General features: G+C 64.2%; 28 protein-coding genes. 27 read left to right on the plus strand and 1 reads right to left on the minus strand.

The window, feature by feature from the left end:
• Window positions 1-118: 118 nt before the first annotated feature.
• The 19 genes from rplC to rpmD all read left to right on the plus strand — a co-directional run bounded on the left by rplC (window position 119) and on the right by rpmD (window position 8,990).
• The gene (gene rplC / locus CVN68_RS20665; protein ID WP_100283859.1) at window positions 119-979 is read left to right on the plus strand and encodes a 50S ribosomal protein L3; all 861 of its coding nucleotides are present in this window, start codon (window positions 119-121) and stop codon (window positions 977-979) included.
• Between the two features lie 2 nt (window positions 980-981).
• Entirely contained in the window at window positions 982-1,608 is a 627-nt protein-coding gene (gene rplD, locus CVN68_RS20670) for a 50S ribosomal protein L4 (protein ID WP_100283860.1), read from the plus strand.
• The gene (locus tag CVN68_RS20675) at window positions 1,601-1,921 is read left to right on the plus strand and encodes a 50S ribosomal protein L23 (RefSeq protein WP_100283861.1); all 321 of its coding nucleotides are present in this window, start codon (window positions 1,601-1,603) and stop codon (window positions 1,919-1,921) included. Before rplD ends, CVN68_RS20675 begins: the two co-directional genes overlap by 8 nt.
• Window positions 1,921-2,772: a 50S ribosomal protein L2 gene (rplB, locus tag CVN68_RS20680; protein WP_100283862.1), complete on the plus strand. Its 852-nt coding sequence runs from the start codon at window positions 1,921-1,923 to the stop codon at window positions 2,770-2,772. The genes CVN68_RS20675 and rplB overlap by 1 nt, the downstream gene beginning before the upstream one ends.
• A gap of 1 nt (window position 2,773) precedes the next feature.
• The gene (gene rpsS / locus CVN68_RS20685) at window positions 2,774-3,049 is read left to right on the plus strand and encodes a 30S ribosomal protein S19 (protein ID WP_100283863.1); all 276 of its coding nucleotides are present in this window, start codon (window positions 2,774-2,776) and stop codon (window positions 3,047-3,049) included.
• On the plus strand, window positions 3,049-3,426 hold the full coding sequence (gene rplV / locus CVN68_RS20690) for a 50S ribosomal protein L22 (RefSeq protein WP_037566464.1): 378 nt from the start codon (window positions 3,049-3,051) through the stop codon (window positions 3,424-3,426). The genes rpsS and rplV overlap by 1 nt, the downstream gene beginning before the upstream one ends.
• A complete protein-coding gene (gene rpsC / locus CVN68_RS20695; RefSeq protein WP_100283864.1) occupies window positions 3,426-4,133 on the plus strand; it encodes a 30S ribosomal protein S3 in 708 nt (235 codons plus the stop codon). Before rplV ends, rpsC begins: the two co-directional genes overlap by 1 nt.
• Before the next feature lie 12 nt (window positions 4,134-4,145).
• Complete coding sequence (gene rplP / locus CVN68_RS20700; protein WP_029936455.1) at window positions 4,146-4,577, plus strand: 50S ribosomal protein L16; 432 nt, start codon at window positions 4,146-4,148, stop codon at window positions 4,575-4,577.
• Between the two features lie 4 nt (window positions 4,578-4,581).
• Complete coding sequence (gene rpmC / locus CVN68_RS20705) at window positions 4,582-4,785, plus strand: 50S ribosomal protein L29 (protein WP_100283865.1); 204 nt, start codon at window positions 4,582-4,584, stop codon at window positions 4,783-4,785.
• Between the two features lie 10 nt (window positions 4,786-4,795).
• The gene (rpsQ, locus tag CVN68_RS20710) at window positions 4,796-5,068 is read left to right on the plus strand and encodes a 30S ribosomal protein S17 (RefSeq protein ID WP_100283866.1); all 273 of its coding nucleotides are present in this window, start codon (window positions 4,796-4,798) and stop codon (window positions 5,066-5,068) included.
• Window positions 5,069-5,131: 63 nt separating this feature from the next.
• On the plus strand, window positions 5,132-5,500 hold the full coding sequence (gene rplN, locus CVN68_RS20715) for a 50S ribosomal protein L14 (RefSeq protein WP_100283867.1): 369 nt from the start codon (window positions 5,132-5,134) through the stop codon (window positions 5,498-5,500).
• A complete protein-coding gene (gene rplX, locus CVN68_RS20720) occupies window positions 5,500-5,817 on the plus strand; it encodes a 50S ribosomal protein L24 (RefSeq protein ID WP_100283868.1) in 318 nt (105 codons plus the stop codon). The genes rplN and rplX overlap by 1 nt, the downstream gene beginning before the upstream one ends.
• Window positions 5,810-6,394 (plus strand): 50S ribosomal protein L5, encoded by a 585-nt coding sequence (gene rplE / locus CVN68_RS20725; protein WP_100283869.1) that lies wholly within the window; start codon window positions 5,810-5,812, stop codon window positions 6,392-6,394. Before rplX ends, rplE begins: the two co-directional genes overlap by 8 nt.
• A 15-nt stretch (window positions 6,395-6,409) precedes the next feature.
• Entirely contained in the window at window positions 6,410-6,715 is a 306-nt protein-coding gene (gene rpsN, locus CVN68_RS20730) for a 30S ribosomal protein S14 (RefSeq protein ID WP_100283870.1), read from the plus strand.
• Between the two features lie 10 nt (window positions 6,716-6,725).
• Window positions 6,726-7,121, plus strand: coding sequence for a 30S ribosomal protein S8 (gene rpsH, locus CVN68_RS20735; protein WP_100283871.1), 396 nt, complete (start codon window positions 6,726-6,728; stop codon window positions 7,119-7,121).
• On the plus strand, window positions 7,121-7,654 hold the full coding sequence (gene rplF, locus CVN68_RS20740; protein WP_100283872.1) for a 50S ribosomal protein L6: 534 nt from the start codon (window positions 7,121-7,123) through the stop codon (window positions 7,652-7,654). The genes rpsH and rplF overlap by 1 nt, the downstream gene beginning before the upstream one ends.
• The gene (rplR, locus tag CVN68_RS20745) at window positions 7,654-8,013 is read left to right on the plus strand and encodes a 50S ribosomal protein L18 (protein ID WP_199560329.1); all 360 of its coding nucleotides are present in this window, start codon (window positions 7,654-7,656) and stop codon (window positions 8,011-8,013) included. Before rplF ends, rplR begins: the two co-directional genes overlap by 1 nt.
• Before the next feature lie 2 nt (window positions 8,014-8,015).
• Window positions 8,016-8,804, plus strand: a complete 789-nt coding sequence (gene rpsE / locus CVN68_RS20750) for a 30S ribosomal protein S5 (RefSeq protein WP_100283874.1) — start codon at window positions 8,016-8,018, stop codon at window positions 8,802-8,804.
• Between the two features lie 6 nt (window positions 8,805-8,810).
• On the plus strand, window positions 8,811-8,990 hold the full coding sequence (gene rpmD, locus CVN68_RS20755) for a 50S ribosomal protein L30 (RefSeq protein WP_100283875.1): 180 nt from the start codon (window positions 8,811-8,813) through the stop codon (window positions 8,988-8,990).
• Between the two features lie 171 nt (window positions 8,991-9,161).
• Here rpmD and CVN68_RS24095 read toward each other — a convergent pair whose 3' ends face one another.
• Window positions 9,162-9,560: a hypothetical protein gene (locus tag CVN68_RS24095; protein ID WP_233503462.1), complete on the minus strand. Its 399-nt coding sequence runs from the start codon at window positions 9,558-9,560 to the stop codon at window positions 9,162-9,164.
• A gap of 369 nt (window positions 9,561-9,929) precedes the next feature.
• Here CVN68_RS24095 and rnk point away from each other — a divergent pair, with 369 nt between their 5' ends.
• From rnk to CVN68_RS23505, 8 genes are all read left to right on the plus strand, one after another.
• Window positions 9,930-10,334, plus strand: coding sequence for a nucleoside diphosphate kinase regulator (gene rnk, locus CVN68_RS20760; protein WP_100283876.1), 405 nt, complete (start codon window positions 9,930-9,932; stop codon window positions 10,332-10,334).
• A 163-nt stretch (window positions 10,335-10,497) separates the two neighbouring features.
• A complete protein-coding gene (locus CVN68_RS20765) occupies window positions 10,498-10,848 on the plus strand; it encodes an iron chaperone (RefSeq protein ID WP_233503463.1) in 351 nt (116 codons plus the stop codon).
• A 621-nt stretch (window positions 10,849-11,469) separates the two neighbouring features.
• The gene (gene rplO / locus CVN68_RS20770) at window positions 11,470-12,012 is read left to right on the plus strand and encodes a 50S ribosomal protein L15 (RefSeq protein WP_100284579.1); all 543 of its coding nucleotides are present in this window, start codon (window positions 11,470-11,472) and stop codon (window positions 12,010-12,012) included.
• Between the two features lie 166 nt (window positions 12,013-12,178).
• The gene (secY, locus tag CVN68_RS20775; RefSeq protein WP_100283877.1) at window positions 12,179-13,540 is read left to right on the plus strand and encodes a preprotein translocase subunit SecY; all 1,362 of its coding nucleotides are present in this window, start codon (window positions 12,179-12,181) and stop codon (window positions 13,538-13,540) included.
• Between the two features lie 100 nt (window positions 13,541-13,640).
• Window positions 13,641-14,303: an adenylate kinase gene (locus CVN68_RS20780; protein ID WP_100283878.1), complete on the plus strand. Its 663-nt coding sequence runs from the start codon at window positions 13,641-13,643 to the stop codon at window positions 14,301-14,303.
• A gap of 45 nt (window positions 14,304-14,348) precedes the next feature.
• Complete coding sequence (locus CVN68_RS20785; RefSeq protein WP_100283879.1) at window positions 14,349-14,849, plus strand: SRPBCC family protein; 501 nt, start codon at window positions 14,349-14,351, stop codon at window positions 14,847-14,849.
• A gap of 1 nt (window position 14,850) precedes the next feature.
• Window positions 14,851-15,066 carry a hypothetical protein gene (locus tag CVN68_RS20790; RefSeq protein WP_100283880.1) on the plus strand — a complete coding sequence of 72 codons (216 nt, stop codon included), beginning with the start codon at window positions 14,851-14,853 and terminating at the stop codon, window positions 15,064-15,066.
• Between the two features lie 125 nt (window positions 15,067-15,191).
• Entirely contained in the window at window positions 15,192-15,362 is a 171-nt protein-coding gene (locus CVN68_RS23505) for a hypothetical protein (RefSeq protein ID WP_158298996.1), read from the plus strand.
• The last annotated feature ends 40 nt before the right edge of the window (window positions 15,363-15,402 follow it).

The following is a 15,402-nucleotide window of genomic DNA, read 5'->3' on the forward strand; positions in this document are numbered from 1 at the left end:
CCCCGTCCTCCCGCTCCGGCGGGGGTCAGCCCAGACGGGGGCTCGCATCGAATTTTGGGTTGAAGCACGCACCCGAGGGAATGGTCCCGAGGGTGCCTATGCATAGGAGCAACAGATCATGCGCACTGGCGTGATCGCGAAGAAACTGGGGATGACCCGCCTGTTCCAGGACGACGGCCGCCACGTGCCGGTCACCGTCCTTAGCCTCGAAGGCCTGCAGGTTGTCTCGGTTCGCGAAAAAGATCGTGACGGTTATACTGCCGTCCAGCTCGGCGCCGGCACGGCGAAGAGCAAGAACGTTTCCAAGCCGCAGCGTGGCCATTTCGGCAAGGCCGAAGTCGAGCCCAAGGCGGTCGTCCACGAATTCCGCGTCGACCAGGACGGTCTGCTCGAAGTCGGTGCCGAAATCTCGGCCGCACATTATGTCGCCGGCCAGTTCGTCGACATCCAGGGCAAGACCCAGGGCAAGGGCTTCCAGGGCGGCATGAAGCGCTGGGGCTTCGGCGGTCTGCGCGCCACCCACGGCGTCTCGGTCTCGCACCGTTCGCTCGGTTCGACCGGTCAGCGCCAGGATCCGGGCAAGGTCTTCAAGAACAAGAAGATGGCCGGCCACATGGGTGACAAGTATCGCACCCAGCAGAATCTCGAGATCGTCGGCACCGACGTCGAGCGCGGTCTTCTCTTCGTCAAGGGTTCGGTCCCTGGCTCGAAGGGTGGCTGGCTGTTCGTCAAGGATGCCGTCAAGGTCGACCGTCATGCCGACGCGCCGTTCCCGGCCGGGATCCGTGATCCTCAGCATGCCGGTGAAGAGCATCACATCGCCGCGGTCGAAGAGGGTGCGGTCCACGAGATCGCTCCGCTGCCGAGCGCCGCGGAAGTAGCAGCCGGCGTTGCCGATGCCGACGCCCATGGCGCCGGTCAGAGCGATGCCGAGATCAGCGGTGCCGCCGACGGCGACACCAAGGGCCAGGAGGGCTGAGCGTGAAGATCAAGGTTCAAACCCTCGACGCCCAGGGCAATGGCGACATCGAGCTCAACGACGCGGTTTTCGCCGTCGAGCCCCGTGCCGACATCCTGCACCGCGTCGTCACCTGGCAGCTCGAGAAGCGCCGCGAGACGGCACGTGGCACGCGCGAGCGCGCCGACGTTGCCCGCACCGGCAAGAAGTTCGGCCGCCAGAAGGGTGGCGGTACCGCCCGTCACGGCGATCGCCGCGCGCCGGTGTTCATCGGTGGTGGTAAGGCACACGGCGCCCGCGTCCGTGACTTCAATCCGTCGCTGAACAAGAAGATCCGCGCACTCGGCCTCAAAATGGCTCTCAGCAGCCATGCCAAGGCTGGCTCGCTGATCGTCATGGACAGCCTGACGATTGCCGACAGCAAGACGAAGACCTTGCTCGGCAACATGGAGCAGCTGAACTTCGGCAAGAAGACGCTGGTGATCGACGGCGACGCGGTCGACAACAGCTTCGCGCTGGCCGCCGGCAACCTGCACACGGTCAACGTGCTGCCGGCTCAGGGCGCCAACGTCTATGACATCCTGAAGAGCGACACGCTGGTTCTGACCCGCGCTGCCGTCGAGAAGCTGGAGGCGCGCTTCAATGGCTAAAAAGCAGAAGGCTGCGATCGACAACCGTCATTATGACGTGATCGTCGCGCCGCACATCACCGAGAAATCGACGCTCGTCTCCGAGCACAACGCAGTTGTGTTCAAGGTCGCCGGCGACGCCACCAAGCCTGAGATCAAGGCCGCCGTCGAGGCGCTCTGGAATGTCAAGGTGACTGGCGTCAACACGATCGTCCAGAAGGGCAAGACCAAGCGCTGGAAGGGTGCTCCCTACAAGCGCTCCGACATGAAGAAGGCAATCGTGACGCTCGCCGACGGTGAGCAGATCGATGTGACCTCGGGGGTCAATTCGTAATGGCACTCAAGAATTATAACCCGACGTCGCCTGGCGTCCGCGGCCTGATCCTGATCGACCGTTCGGCCCTGTACAAGGGTCGTCCGGTTAAGGCGCTCACCGAGGGCAAGACCAAGACCGGCGGTCGCAACAACAAGGGTCACGTGACCTCGCGCGGCATCGCCGGCGGCCACAAGCAGCGCTATCGCATCGTCGATTTCAAGCGCCGCCTGTGGGACAAAGAAGGCACCGTCGAGCGGATCGAATATGATCCCAATCGCACTGCTTTCATTGCGCTCGTCAACTATGGCGAGATCGACGGCAAGGCCAGCGTCGCCTATATCATCGCACCGCAGCGTCTTGCTGTCGGCGACAAGGTGATCGCCGGCAAGAAGACCGACGTGAAGCCGGGCAACGCCATGGAGCTCGCTTCGATGCCGGTCGGCACCATCGTCCACAATGTGGAGATGAAGCCGGGCAAGGGCGGCCAGATCGCACGTTCGGCAGGCACTTATGTGCAGGTCGTCGGTCGTGACCGCGGCATGGTGATCGTCCGTCTCAACTCGGGCGAGCAGCGTTACATCCACGGCAATTGCATGGCGACGGTGGGCGCGGTTTCGAACCCCGACAACCAGAACCAGAATCTCGGCAAGGCCGGCCGCAACCGTTGGAAGGGTATCCGCCCGCTGACTCGCGGCGTCGCCAAGAACCCGGTCGACCATCCGCACGGCGGCGGTGAAGGCCGGACCTCGGGCGGCCGTCATCCGGTCACCCCATGGGGCAAGCCGACCAAGGGTGCGCGCACCCGCCACAACAAGGCGACGGACAAGATGATCATCCGTTCGCGTCATTCGACGAAGAGGAAGGGCTAACATGGCTCGCTCAGTTTGGAAGGGTCCGTTCGTGGACCTCCACCTCCTGAAGAAGGCGCAGACCGCGCAGGAGACCAATGTGCGTTCGCCGATCAAGACCTGGTCGCGCCGCTCGACGATTCTCCCCGACTTCGTCGGCCTGACCTTCAGCGTCTATAACGGCCGCAAGTTCGTGCCGGTGTCGGTCAACGAGGACATGGTGGGCATGAAGCTCGGCGAGTTCGCGCCGACTCGCTTCTTCCCCGGCCACGCTGCCGACAAGAAGGGTAAGCGCTAATGTCCAAGCCTCAGGCACCCCGCAAGGTCGGCGACAAGGAAGCGCTGGCGGTTGCGACCCAGATCCGCGGTTCGGCGCAGAAGCTGAACCTCGTCGCGGGCCTCATCCGCGGCCGCAAGGCCGGTGACGCGCTGAACATCCTTCAGTTCTCCACCAAGGCGATGGCAGTCGACGCGCGCAAGGTTCTCGCCTCTGCGATCGCCAATGCCGAGAACAACCACAACCTCGATGTCGACGCGCTCGTCGTCGCCGAGGCTTCGGTCGGCAAGTCGATCACGATGAAGCGCTTCGCGACCCGCGGCCGTGGCAAGTCCACCCGCATCCTGAAGCCGTTCAGCCGTCTTCGCATCGTCGTCCGCGAGCAGGAAGAAGCATAATGGGTCACAAGAGCAACCCGATCGGTCTGCGTCTTCAGATCAACCGTACCTGGGACAGCCGCTGGTTCGCGGAAGGCGCCGATTACGGCCGCCTCCTCATCGAGGACCTCCGGATCCGCCAGTACATCATGAAGACGCTGCCCCAGGCTGCGATCTCCAAGGTGGTGATCGAGCGTCCGGCCAAATTGTGCCGCATCTCGATCTATGCGGCGCGTCCCGGTGTGATCATCGGCAAGAAGGGCTCGGACATCGAGAAGCTGCGCAAGACGCTCGGCGCGATGACTTCGTCCGACGTCTCGCTGAACATCGTCGAGATCCGCAAGCCTGAAGTCGACGCCAAGCTCGTTGCGCAGGGCATCGCCGATCAGCTGGAGCGCCGTATCGCGTTCCGCCGTGCGATGAAGCGCGCCGTTCAGTCGGCGATGCGTCTCGGTGCCGACGGCATCCGCGTCGCTTGCGGCGGCCGTCTCGGCGGCGCCGAGATCGCGCGTAACGAAGGCTATCGCGAGGGCCGGGTGCCGCTGCACACGCTGCGCGCCAACCTCGATTATGCCGAGGCCACTGCCCACACCGCTTATGGCGTGTGCGGCGTCAAGGTCTGGATCTTCAAGGGTGAGATCCTCGGCCATGACCCGATGGCGCAGGATCGGCTCAACATGGAAGCTCAGACTTCCGGCGTGCGCCCCGCGCGCGACGATCGCCGCTAAGGACTATAGAACATGCTGCAACCAAAGAAATTTGCGCACCGCAAGCAGTTCAAGGGCCGCATCCATGGCGATGCCAAGGGCGGCACTTCGCTGAACTTCGGTTCCTATGGTCTGAAGGCGATGGAGCCCGAGCGGATCACTGCGCGTCAGATCGAGGCGGCTCGCCGCGCGATCACGCGTCACATCAAGCGCCAGGGGCGTTTGTGGATCCGCATCTTCCCGGACGTTCCGGTTTCGTCGAAGCCGGCCGAAGTCCGCATGGGCTCGGGCAAGGGCGCGCCGGAATATTGGGCCGCTCGCGTCAAGCCCGGCCGCATCCTGTTCGAGCTGGACGGCGTTCCCGGCCCGCTCGCCGCGGAAGCGTTCAGCCGTGCGGCGATGAAGCTGCCGATCAAGGTCAAGGTCGTGGCGCGCCTCGGCGACACCTCGCACCTGGAGGGTTGATAGAATGACCAAGCCTACAGATCTTCGTGCGAAGACCGACGACCAGCTCGGCGACGAGCTCGGCAACCTGAAGCGCGAGGCATTCAACCTGCGCTTCCAGGCCGCGACCAGCCAGCTCGAGAAGCCGAGCCGGGTCAAGGAAGTCCGTCGCGACATCGCCCGCATCAAGACGCTGCAGTCCGAGCGTACGCGCTCGGCAGCGAAGTAAGGAAGAGACCATGCCGAAGCGCGTGCTGACCGGGAACATTGTCTCGGACAAGGGCGACAAGACGGTCGTCGTGCTGGTGGAGCGTAAGGTCAAGCACCCGCTCTACGGCAAGATCATCCGTCGCTCGAAGAAGTACCATGCCCATGACGAGGGCAACGAGTATCGCGAGGGCGAAACCGTGCGGATCGAAGAGATCGCGCCGATTTCGAAGCTCAAGACGTGGAAAGTGATCGAGCGGGTCAACACCCACGCGACTCCCGCCACGTCGGACGCCGCCGCGTAGTTTTTAACTGGAACCACCGGGCCAGACTGGTCCCGGCAGGCCAAACGAGAAGGAACCGGATCGATGATCCAGATGCAGTCCAATCTCGACGTCGCTGACAATAGCGGCGCGAAGCGGGTGCAGTGCATCAAGGTGCTGGGCGGGTCGAAGCGTCGCTTCGCCGGCGTGGGCGACGTCATCGTCGTCAGCATCAAGGAAGCTGCTCCCCGCGGCAAGGTGAAGAAGGGTGACGTGCATCGCGCGGTCATCGTTCGCACCGCCAAGGATGTCCGTCGTACCGACGGCTCGGTGATCCGCTTCGACGGCAATGCCGCGGTGCTGGTCAACAAGAACGAGGAGCCGATCGGCACCCGTATCTTCGGGCCGGTGGTTCGCGAGCTGCGTTCGCGCGGCTTCATGAAGATCATTTCGCTCGCGCCCGAGGTGCTGTGATGGCAACTGCCAAGATCAAGAAGGGCGACCAGGTCATCGTCCTGTCCGGCAAGGACAAGGGACGGACCGGTGAAGTCGTCAAGTCGCTGCCCAAGGACGGCAAGGTCGTCGTTTCGGGCGTCAATGTCGCGGTCCGCCACGTCAAGCCGAGCCAGGGCGATCCCCAGGGCGGGCTGAAGCGTTCGGAAGCGCCGATGCACGTTTCGAAGGTCGCGCACGTGACCGCCGACGGCAAGGCCACGCGCGTTCGTTTCGAAGAGCGCGACGGCAAGAAGGTTCGCGTTGCGGTCAAGACCGGGGAGGTCATCAGTGGCTGATAAGTATACCCCGCGCCTCAAGGGCATGTACGACGAGACCATCGCCAAGGCGATGATCGAGAAGTTCGGCTACAAGAACCTCATGGAAGTTCCGCGGATCGACAAGATCGTGCTGAACATGGGCGTTGGCGAGGCCACCCAGGACAAGAAGAAGGTCGAGCAGGCTGCTGCGGAGATGGAACTCATCGCCGGTCAGAAGCCTGTCGTCGCCAAGGCGAAGAAGTCGATCGCACAGTTCAAGCTGCGCGAAGGCATGCCGATCGGCTGCAAGGTGACCTTGCGCCGTGAGCGGATGTACGAGTTCCTCGACCGCTTCATCACGATCGCGCTCCCGCGCGTTCGCGATTTCCGTGGGCTGAACCCGAAGAGCTTCGACGGGCGCGGCAATTATGCCTGCGGCCTTAAGGAGCAGCTCGTGTTCCCCGAGATCAGCTATGACCGCATCGACAAGGTGCGCGGCATGGACGTGATCGTCACCACCACCGCCAAGACCGATGACGAGGCTCGCGAGCTTCTTCGTCTGTTCGGCTTCCCGTTCCCCATCGAGGCGGACGGCGAAGCGAAGCAAGCGGCGTAGGAAGGACTTAAGTCGATGGCGAAACTGAGTTCGATCAACAAGAACGAGCGTCGCAAGCTGCTCGTCAAGAAATATGCCGGCAAGTATGCGAAGCTGAAGGCAACCGCGAACGACGAGAGCTTGGATGATACCGAGCGCCTCATCGCGCGGCTGAAGATGGCCGAGATTCCGCGGAACGGTAACCCGACCCGCATTCGCAACCGTTGCGAGCTCACCGGCCGCCCGCGCGCCTATTACCGCAAGTTCCGTCTCGCACGCGTCATGCTGCGCGATCTGGCCAACAAGGGCCTGATCCCCGGCGTCACGAAGTCGAGCTGGTAAGGACTACGAGATGGCTTTGACCGATCCACTGGGTGATATGCTCACCCGCATCCGCAACGGCCAGCGCGCCAAGAAGGACTCTGTCCTGACCCCGGCGTCGAAGCTGCGTGCGCGCGTTCTCGATGTTCTCCAGCGCGAAGGCTACATCCGTGGCTATAGCGAAGAGCAGATGGGCCCCGCCGCGGGCATCCGCATCGAGCTGAAATATTTCGAGGGCCAGCCGGCGATCAAGCACGTCGCGCGCGTCTCGAAGCCCGGCCGCCGCGTCTATTCGGGTTCGCAGGAACTGCCCCGGATCCGCAACGGCCTCGGCATCACGATCGTCTCGACGCCTCGCGGCGTTCTGTCCGACGCGGAAGCGCGCGAGCAGAATGTCGGCGGCGAAGTGCTCGCGGAGGTGTTCTGATGAGCCGCATTGGCAAGAAGCCGGTCTCCGTACCGGCAGGCGTCACGACCTCGATCGAGGGCAAGACGCTCAGCGTGAAGGGGCCGAAGGGCACCCTGAGCCTCGTGATGCGCGAAGAGATCAGCTACACGCTCGAGGACGGCAGCATTTCGGTGCAGCCGGCCAACGAGACCAAGGCGGCGCGTGCCTTTTGGGGCATGCAGCGCACGCTCGTGCAGAACCTGATCACCGGCGTGACCGAGGGCTTCACCAAGAAGCTCCTGATCACCGGCGTCGGCTATCGCGCGGCATCGCAGGGCAAGGTGCTCAAGCTCCAGCTCGGCTATTCGCATGACGTGAACGTCGACGTGCCGGAAGGCATCGAGATCAAGACCCCTGATCAGACCACGGTCGAGATCTCGGGGATCGACAAGCAGAAGGTCGGCCAGATTGCGGCCGAGATTCGCCGCTGGCGGAAGCCCGAGCCCTATAAGGGCAAGGGCATCAAGTATGACGGCGAGTTCATCTTCCGTAAGGAAGGGAAGAAGAAGTGATCAGCACCAAGGGTCTTTCGCTTTTCGCAAAGCGCCGTCGCCGCAACCGTACTGCGCTGCGTAGCCGCGCTGGTGGCCGTCCCCGGCTTTCGATCCATCGCTCGGGCAAGCACATCTATGCCCAGGTGATCGACGATACGCAGGGTCGTACGATCGCCTCTGCCTCGACGCTCGAAAAGGACGTGCGCGGCACGACCGGCGCGACCGTTGCAGCGGCGCAGGATGTCGGCAAGCGCGTTGCCGAGGCAGCCAAGGCCGCCGGCGTAACGCAGGTCGTCTTCGATCGCGGCGGCTTCCTTTATCATGGCCGCGTCAAGGCGCTGGCGGATGCCGCTCGCGAGAGCGGACTGGAGTTCTAACAATGGCTGACGAGAACAACACGCCAGAAACTGGCGGCGCTCCCGCCGAAGCCAGCACCCCCGCGCCGGAGAGCACGGGCTATCAGGGCGGCGGCGGCGGTGGTCGCGGTCGCGGTGGTCCCGGCGGCGGTGGCGGCGGTGGTCGCGGTCGTGGCGGCCCGGGTGGCGGCGGCGGCGGCGGCGGTGGTCGCGGCGGCCGTGACGGCGGCCGTGGCGGTCGTGACAATCGCGGCGGTCCGCGCGGCGCTACCGATGACGGCGGCGAAGAGCTGATCGAGAAGCTGGTTCACATCAACCGCGTCTCGAAGACGGTGAAGGGCGGCAAGCGCTTCGGTTTTGCAGCGCTGGTCGTCGTCGGCGACGGCAAGGGCCGGGTCGGCTTCGGCCATGGCAAGGCGCGCGAAGTGCCGGAAGCCATCTCCAAGGCCACTGCGGCCGCGAAGAAGGCAATGGTTCGCGTTCCGCTCAAGGAAGGCCGCACCCTGCATCATGACGGCAATGGCCACTTCGGTGCCGGCCGCGTGACGCTGCGTACGGCGCCTGCCGGTACCGGGATCATCGCGGGTGGCCCGATGCGCGCCATCTTCGAGAGCCTCGGCGTTGCCGACGTCGTGACCAAGTCGGTCGGCACGTCGAATCCCTACAACATGATCCGCGCCACTTTCGAGGCGCTGACCGAGCAGACTTCGCCGAAGTCTGTCGCTCAGCGGCGCGGCAAGAAGATCGCCGACCTGCTCGGCCGCGGTGGTTCGCAAACCGCCGAGGCGGATGCGGCTGCGGTCGCGGAGTAAACGATCATGGCAACCATCAAGATCAAGCAGACCGGTTCGCCGATCCGCCGCACCGGTGATCAGCGCGCAACGCTGATCGGTCTCGGCCTCAACAAGATGCACCGGGTCTCGGAGCTGCAGGACAGCCCCGAGGTCCGCGGGATGATCCGCAAGGTGCAGCACATGGTCGAGGTCGTCGAGGGCTGAGCCTTCGCGCCACGAACGAAACAGGGAAGGGGCGGTAGGCGACTACCGCCCCTTTTCTCATTAGCGTGCGGACGGCTGGCGAATGTCGGCTATCGCCCCACAAGCAGTCGTTGGTGTCGTCCCTTGGCTAGCCTTCAAGCGGTCGGTAGTGATCGCAAGCGGACAATGTCTCTAAAAACGGTCCGCCACGTATGAGGCCGTCGACCATCCATTGGCAGTGAAATACATAAGGGCTTGATCCTCACGCCAATGGCCCGAACCAGCTTTGAAGGTTCTCGCACTTGTGGTCACATTTGATTCAAATCGACAAACGAGCGCCCGCGTGACTTTGATGTTGACCGGTACAAGTTCCGCGGCATTAGCCGGGCGACAATGCTGCTTACGGACCTGAACCCTATAGATGTTGATCATAGGGCAGGCATCGTCAGGCCCGGGACCGGCGCAGCGATCGTCGAAGCGTTCAAGCGTGAGGGCGACGCCCAAATCCAATGGTGAGGGTTGCGTGGAACCTGCGAGCGATTGAGGTGTCGCGGCCGCTAAAGTGACAATAGCTATTGCGATCGGCGACATCAGGCATGTGGACCATATTTCCGCAAGGGCGGCAATGACAGCTTGGTAGGTTCCGTGGGGCGATCCGGGACGGCAGCTATCACTCCGTCGCCTCTCGAAATCAGACGGACAGCTTCCCACCAATCCCGGCCATTCGCGCCCGAAAGCGCGCGCTCGAATTTGGGCCGGTTTGACAAGCCGGGCGCAAGGGCACATCTCTTTCGGCATGACGTATCGCCAACCTCTTCTGCGATACCGCGTTCATGCGGGGCAACTCCTGGCGGGCAACTAGCCCCGGGCTTCTCCTGGCACGTCCCCGGAAGCCCGGGGATCGAAAGCGAGCCAATCGGTTCGTCGGCGAAAAGACCGCATTGCCCGAGAGTCCACGACATGAACAACCTGCACAAGGCCGCCAGCCGGCCACCCATCCAGATGATCGACGCGGAAGCGGAGACGCTCACCGATCTCGCGCTCAGCGTCGAACGCCGCATGCCCGCGGTCAGTGCGCTGCTCCTCCGCGAAGCGGAGCGCGCCCGGCTGCACAACGCCGCGAAAATTCCGGCCGACGTGGTCACCATGGGGTCGCAAGTGGAGTTTCTCGACGATAGCAGCGATGGCCGGCGAACCGTCACGCTCGTCTATCCCCGTGACGCCGACATTGCCGAAGGGCGTATCTCGATCCTCACGCCGGTCGGTGCAGCGTTGATCGGCTTGCGCGCGGGGCAATCCATCCTCTGGCCCGATCGCTGCCTGACCGTGCTCGACGTCCGTCAATGTCGGCAACGGGCGCATTAAACCGCTCCGGTCCAGGGGAGGGTGTGTGACTCGCCGGACGCAGGACAGTTGGCGAGCCGTTCGGGCCTCTCTCCCGATCAGCTTGATCCAGTCATCCAACCGGTTCAAACTGAGATGGTGGGCGCTTGCCTTGAATGTCACGCCAGCGGAGTCTGCTCTGATCATGTTCGCTGATCACGACACCTACATAGCTGAGGCGCCCGAAGACCTTCGCCCTCTGCTGGTTCGATTGCGCGCCCAACTGGCGCGAGCGCTGCCAGACGCCGAGGAAGTCATCGCCTATAAAATGCCGGGGTTCAGGGTCGGGCAATCCATCGTCGCGGGTTATGCAGCGTTCAGCAAGCAATGCGGCCTCTATCTATCTCCTTCCGCCATCACGTCGCATGCCGACGACATTGCCGCGGCCGGGCTCAAGTCTACCAAGACTGGCGTCACTTTCTCGCCGAGTCAGCCAATCCCTGACGGGCTCGTCGAGAAACTCGCTTTGGCTTCCAGAAGGGAGCAAAATCCTTGAGCGGATCGCTTCGGCGTAGCTCATTTTGTCGATGCTGGACGCGACGCCCAAGATGGAGTCCACCTCGAGATTCGATCGCGCCAGCACGGCCCGAGGAGTCGACAGGTCCTTTCCGTCAAACTCCGCTATTCGCTGTCCCAGCGAAGGCCGGAGGCAAGGTCGTGCAGCCCCGATGATTCCTGGGCGCCTGCTTGCCGGAGCGCGAGCGAGACATGCCCGCGCCAACCCCCACCCCGCGCTTGCAATGTAGGATTTCGCCTGCTTCGCTGGGCAGGCTCTTTGCACCGTCGATCCGTGGCCACGCGGTACGTCGTCCGGACGAAGCGCATCCCGGTGCCTGACTGCCGCCTCGCCGTCGCGCGGGTGGCGCGCAAGTCGCGCAGCTGCGGCGCAAGTGTCGCGTCGGTGTCGCGTGCCCGGCGCACAGGCGTAGCTTCGCAGCCGCGTCGTGATGGCCTCGCGGGCGCCTCGGCGGAAAAAGCCCCAAACGAGTCAATCGGAGTCAACCAATCGCGCGGTGCAGCCTGCGCGCAAACATAGGGGGTGACAAAAGCCGGTCCCGCCGCTATGCGCCCCGCTTCCTTTCTATCAGCGCGACAAAAGCGAAAGCGAGTGCACGACATGAAGCTCAACGAACTCAACGACAATGATGGCGCCCGCAAGGGCCGCATGCGCGTCGGCCGTGGTATCGGCTCGGGCAAGGGCAAGACCGCCGGCCGCGGCCAAAAGGGTCAGAAGAGCCGCGAAGGCGTCTCGATCAACGGTTTCGAGGGCGGCCAGATGCCGCTCCACATGCGGATCCCGAAGCGTGGCTTCAACAACATCTTCGCCAAGGACTATGCCGAAGTGAATCTCGGCGCGATCCAGAAGGCAGTCGATGCCGGAAAGCTGACCGCGACCGACATCACCCAGACGGAGCTCAACGCAGCCGGCCTGACCCGTGGCGGCAAGGACGGCGTCCGCCTGCTCGCCAAGGGCGAGTTGACCGCGAAGCTGAGCTTCACCGTCGCCGGCGCGTCGAAGAGCGCGATCGAGGCGGTCCAGAAGGCCGGCGGTTCGGTGACGATCCCCGAGATCGTTCCCGCGGCCGACAAGCACAAGGCGAAGCATCGCTCGGTGCAGAAGGTCATCGCCGCCAAGAAGGCCGGCGGCAAGCAGGGCTGATCATTCGGAGGGCGGGGAAACCTGCCCTTCGTTCGTACCGGCGCAATCCGGAACGAACGGGCCTGAGGGCGGGCGCCGCATTGCCCTCGGGACCGGAGGACTTATATGAGCGGCGGGGGGCGGCGAACGCTTCTCCGCCGCTTTGGTTTCCAGGATAATCGCGCACATGGCATCCGCAGCCGATCAACTCGCCTCCAGCCTCAATCTGTCGAAGTTCGGCAAGGCGACCGAACTCAAGAAGCGCCTGTGGTTCACTCTCGGCGCGCTGATCGTGTTCCGGCTGCTCAGCTATGTGCCGCTGCCTGGCGTCGATCCGACCCAGCTCAACCTGCTCGCGCAGCAAACGTCGGGCGGTGTGCTCGATTTCTTCAACAGCTTCACCGGCGGCGCGCTCAATCGCATGTCGGTCGTCGCGCTGGGCGTGATGCCCTATATCACCGCGTCGATCGTGGTGCAGCTCGCGACGTCGCTGTCGCCGCAGCTCAATGCGATCAAGAAGGAAGGCGAGAGCGGCCGCAAGCGCCTCAATCAATATACCCGCTACGGCACCGTCGGCCTCACCGCGGTGCAGGGCTGGTTCATTGCCGTCGGGCTCGAGAGCTTCGGTGCGAGCGCCGGCCTTCAGGCAGTGATCGAGCCTGGTCTGCTGTTCCGCGTCGGCGCAGTGATCAGCCTCGTCGGCGGCACCTTGTTTCTGATGTGGCTGGGTGAGCAGATCACCAGCCGCGGCGTCGGCAACGGCATTTCGCTGATCATCATGGCCGGGATCGTCGCGCATCTGCCGATGACCGTCGTTCAGTTGTTCGAGAGCGGCCGCACCGGCACGATCGATCCGCTGCGCCTCGTCCTGATCATCGCCGCGGTCTGCGCGATCGTGCTGTTCATCTGCTTCATGGAGCGCGCCCAGCGCCGCATCCTGATCCAATATCCCAAGCGCCAGACCGCGCGCGGGGTCCAGGCCGAGCGCAGCCATCTGCCGCTCAAGCTCAACACCGCCGGCGTGATCCCTCCGATCTTCGCCTCGTCGCTGTTGCTGCTGCCGCTGACGATCACTCAGTTCGCCGGCAACATGACCGCGGGCGAGAGCCAGTGGGGCGATTTCGTGCTCAGCCTCAACCTCTGGCTGCGCCACGGCTCGCCGGTGTACATGGCGCTCTATGCCGCGGGCATCATCTTCTTCTCGTTCTTCTACACCGCGGTGGTGTTCAATCCCGAGGAGACCGCGGACAATCTCAAGCGCTATGGCGGGTTCATCCCCGGCATCCGCCCGGGCAAGAATACCGAGACCTATTTCGATTACGTGCTGACCCGCATCACCGTGATCGGTGCGGCGTATCTGACGATCATCTGCCTGCTGCCGGAATATCTGGTGTCGGCGATGGGCATCCCGTTCCTGATGGGCGGCACCAGCCTTTTGATCGTGGTCAACGTGACGATGGACACGGTCACGCAGATCCAGTCGCATTTGCTGGCGCACCAATATGGCGATCTGATCAAGAAGGCGAAGCTGAAGGGCCGCACGCGCTGAGCTTGCTGTCGTCCTGAGCTTGTCTAAGGGCGACACTTCTCGGTAACGGTGAATTAACGGTGCTTCGACACGCGCAGCACGAACGGTTTTGGGGAGCCGCATGAACATCATCCTGTTGGGCCCTCCGGGTGCGGGCAAGGGCACCCAGGCGAGTCGCCTCGAGGCGGAGCGCGGCATGGTCCAGCTCTCGACGGGGGACATGCTGCGCGCCGCGGTCAAGGCCGGCACGCCGACCGGGCTCAAGGCCAAGGCGGTGATGGAGGCGGGCGAGCTCGTCTCCGACGCGATCGTCTCGGGCATCATCGGCGAACGGCTCGACATGGCCGATACCGAAAAGGGCGCGATCTTCGACGGCTATCCGCGCACTGCCGCGCAGGCCGAGGCGCTCGACGCGTTGCTGTCGGATCGCGGACGCAAGCTCGATTACGTCATCGAGCTTCAGGTCGACGAGGAGGCCTTGGTCGATCGCATCACCGGGCGCTTCACTTGCGCCCAGTGCGGCGCGGGCTATCACGATCGCTTCAAGCAGCCCAAGGTCGCGGAAACCTGCGACGTCTGCGGTGCCCATGAGTTCAAGCGCCGCCCCGACGACAATGCCGAGACGGTGCGCACCCGCATGGCCGAATATCGCGCCAAGACCGCGCCGATCCTGCCCATCTACGAAGCGCGCGGACTCGTCCGCCGCGTCGATGGCATGGCGGACATGGAGGCGGTCGGCACGCAGATCGCGGTGATCCTCGACGGCGGCAACGCCGCGGACTAAGCTCCAGTTCGTCACCCTGGCCAGGGTGACGGGTAGGGGGAAGCGATGCGAACCATTCTACTGGCTATCGCGTTGGCCGGAGTCACGCCCGCCAATGCCGACGTCCTCAAATCCTCGGACACCGGTTTCGCTACCCGGCACATCCAGACCATCGCCGCCCCGCCGGCCAAGGTCTGGGAAACGCTGCTTCACCCCGATCGCTGGTGGGACGGCGCACACACCTATAGCGGCAATGCCGCCAATCTCAGCCTTGATGCCCGTCCCGGCGGCTGCTGGTGCGAGAAGACCGCCACCGGCGGCGTCGAGCATATGCGGATCGTCTATCTCGCCGACGGCGCCACGCTGCGCATGGTCGGCGGGCTGGGCCCGCTTCAGGCGATGCCGGTGATTGCGGTCCTGACCATCACGCTCAAGCCCGCCGCCGCCGGCACCGAACTCACTGCCGATTATGCCGTGGCCGGGCCGGGGCTAACCGGTATCGCAGCGCCGGTCGACGGCGTGCTGGGCGGCCAATGGACCCGGCTCAAGGCAGCGGCGGAGCATTGAAATGGGCAAGGATCGCGAAATCGTCCGGTCGGCACCGCCGGAGCCGCAGGGGCCGCTCTTCACGCCCCAGCGGGCCGCGGCCCGGCTGCAGATCGGCGAACGCTTCGCCGCGACCGCTGAAGTCGAAGTCACCCCCGCGGGCCTGCTCGCGATCGGCGGCATGGTCGCAGCGATCCTGCTCGGCGGCGCGATACTGGCACGCGCTGCGAAGCGCTGACCAGGGGTGTCGCGGCGCGACATGACAAAATCTTCATCCCGGCTTCACCACGGCGTGAAGCGGTCGGGATTAGGAAGAGGGCAGGGCCGGCAGCACGCCGGTTCCTTCTTCCACGGAGGATTTCGATGAAGCTTTCCCGCACCCTGCTCCCCATCGCCGCGGTCGCGATGATCGCCGCGCCGACGATCGCCAGCGCCGCGCGCGCGCCGGCCGCCAAGCACCAAAAGGCCGAGAAGAAGGCCGAGAAGCCGGCCAAGGTCGCGAAGACCAAGACGGTCAAAAAGACCAGGAAGTAAGCGCACGCCACACCGGTGCCATGTCCAGCACCGGCCCGGC

Source organism: Sphingomonas psychrotolerans (genome assembly GCF_002796605.1).
Taxonomy (GTDB): domain Bacteria; phylum Pseudomonadota; class Alphaproteobacteria; order Sphingomonadales; family Sphingomonadaceae; genus Sphingomonas; species Sphingomonas psychrotolerans.

Coding starts and splice junctions, on each gene's coding strand:
- rplX (WP_100283868.1), top strand. CDS start 5,500: ATGGCAACTGCCAAGATCAAGAAGGGCGACCAGGTCATCGTCCTGTCC.
- rpsC (WP_100283864.1), top strand. CDS start 3,426: ATGGGTCACAAGAGCAACCCGATCGGTCTGCGTCTTCAGATCAACCGT.
- rpsE (WP_100283874.1), top strand. CDS start 8,016: ATGGCTGACGAGAACAACACGCCAGAAACTGGCGGCGCTCCCGCCGAA.
- rpsS (WP_100283863.1), top strand. CDS start 2,774: ATGGCTCGCTCAGTTTGGAAGGGTCCGTTCGTGGACCTCCACCTCCTG.
- CVN68_RS20780 (WP_100283878.1), top strand. CDS start 13,641: ATGAACATCATCCTGTTGGGCCCTCCGGGTGCGGGCAAGGGCACCCAG.
- CVN68_RS24095 (WP_233503462.1), bottom strand. CDS start 9,560: ATGTCGCCGATCGCAATAGCTATTGTCACTTTAGCGGCCGCGACACCT.
- CVN68_RS23505 (WP_158298996.1), top strand. CDS start 15,192: ATGAAGCTTTCCCGCACCCTGCTCCCCATCGCCGCGGTCGCGATGATC.
- rplO (WP_100284579.1), top strand. CDS start 11,470: ATGAAGCTCAACGAACTCAACGACAATGATGGCGCCCGCAAGGGCCGC.
- rplF (WP_100283872.1), top strand. CDS start 7,121: ATGAGCCGCATTGGCAAGAAGCCGGTCTCCGTACCGGCAGGCGTCACG.
- rpsH (WP_100283871.1), top strand. CDS start 6,726: ATGGCTTTGACCGATCCACTGGGTGATATGCTCACCCGCATCCGCAAC.
- secY (WP_100283877.1), top strand. CDS start 12,179: ATGGCATCCGCAGCCGATCAACTCGCCTCCAGCCTCAATCTGTCGAAG.
- rplP (WP_029936455.1), top strand. CDS start 4,146: ATGCTGCAACCAAAGAAATTTGCGCACCGCAAGCAGTTCAAGGGCCGC.
- rplV (WP_037566464.1), top strand. CDS start 3,049: ATGTCCAAGCCTCAGGCACCCCGCAAGGTCGGCGACAAGGAAGCGCTG.
- rpsQ (WP_100283866.1), top strand. CDS start 4,796: ATGCCGAAGCGCGTGCTGACCGGGAACATTGTCTCGGACAAGGGCGAC.
- rpsN (WP_100283870.1), top strand. CDS start 6,410: ATGGCGAAACTGAGTTCGATCAACAAGAACGAGCGTCGCAAGCTGCTC.
- rnk (WP_100283876.1), top strand. CDS start 9,930: ATGAACAACCTGCACAAGGCCGCCAGCCGGCCACCCATCCAGATGATC.
- rpmD (WP_100283875.1), top strand. CDS start 8,811: ATGGCAACCATCAAGATCAAGCAGACCGGTTCGCCGATCCGCCGCACC.
- rplC (WP_100283859.1), top strand. CDS start 119: ATGCGCACTGGCGTGATCGCGAAGAAACTGGGGATGACCCGCCTGTTC.
- CVN68_RS20765 (WP_233503463.1), top strand. CDS start 10,498: ATGTTCGCTGATCACGACACCTACATAGCTGAGGCGCCCGAAGACCTT.
- rplB (WP_100283862.1), top strand. CDS start 1,921: ATGGCACTCAAGAATTATAACCCGACGTCGCCTGGCGTCCGCGGCCTG.
- rplN (WP_100283867.1), top strand. CDS start 5,132: ATGATCCAGATGCAGTCCAATCTCGACGTCGCTGACAATAGCGGCGCG.
- rpmC (WP_100283865.1), top strand. CDS start 4,582: ATGACCAAGCCTACAGATCTTCGTGCGAAGACCGACGACCAGCTCGGC.
- CVN68_RS20790 (WP_100283880.1), top strand. CDS start 14,851: ATGGGCAAGGATCGCGAAATCGTCCGGTCGGCACCGCCGGAGCCGCAG.
- CVN68_RS20785 (WP_100283879.1), top strand. CDS start 14,349: ATGCGAACCATTCTACTGGCTATCGCGTTGGCCGGAGTCACGCCCGCC.
- CVN68_RS20675 (WP_100283861.1), top strand. CDS start 1,601: ATGGCTAAAAAGCAGAAGGCTGCGATCGACAACCGTCATTATGACGTG.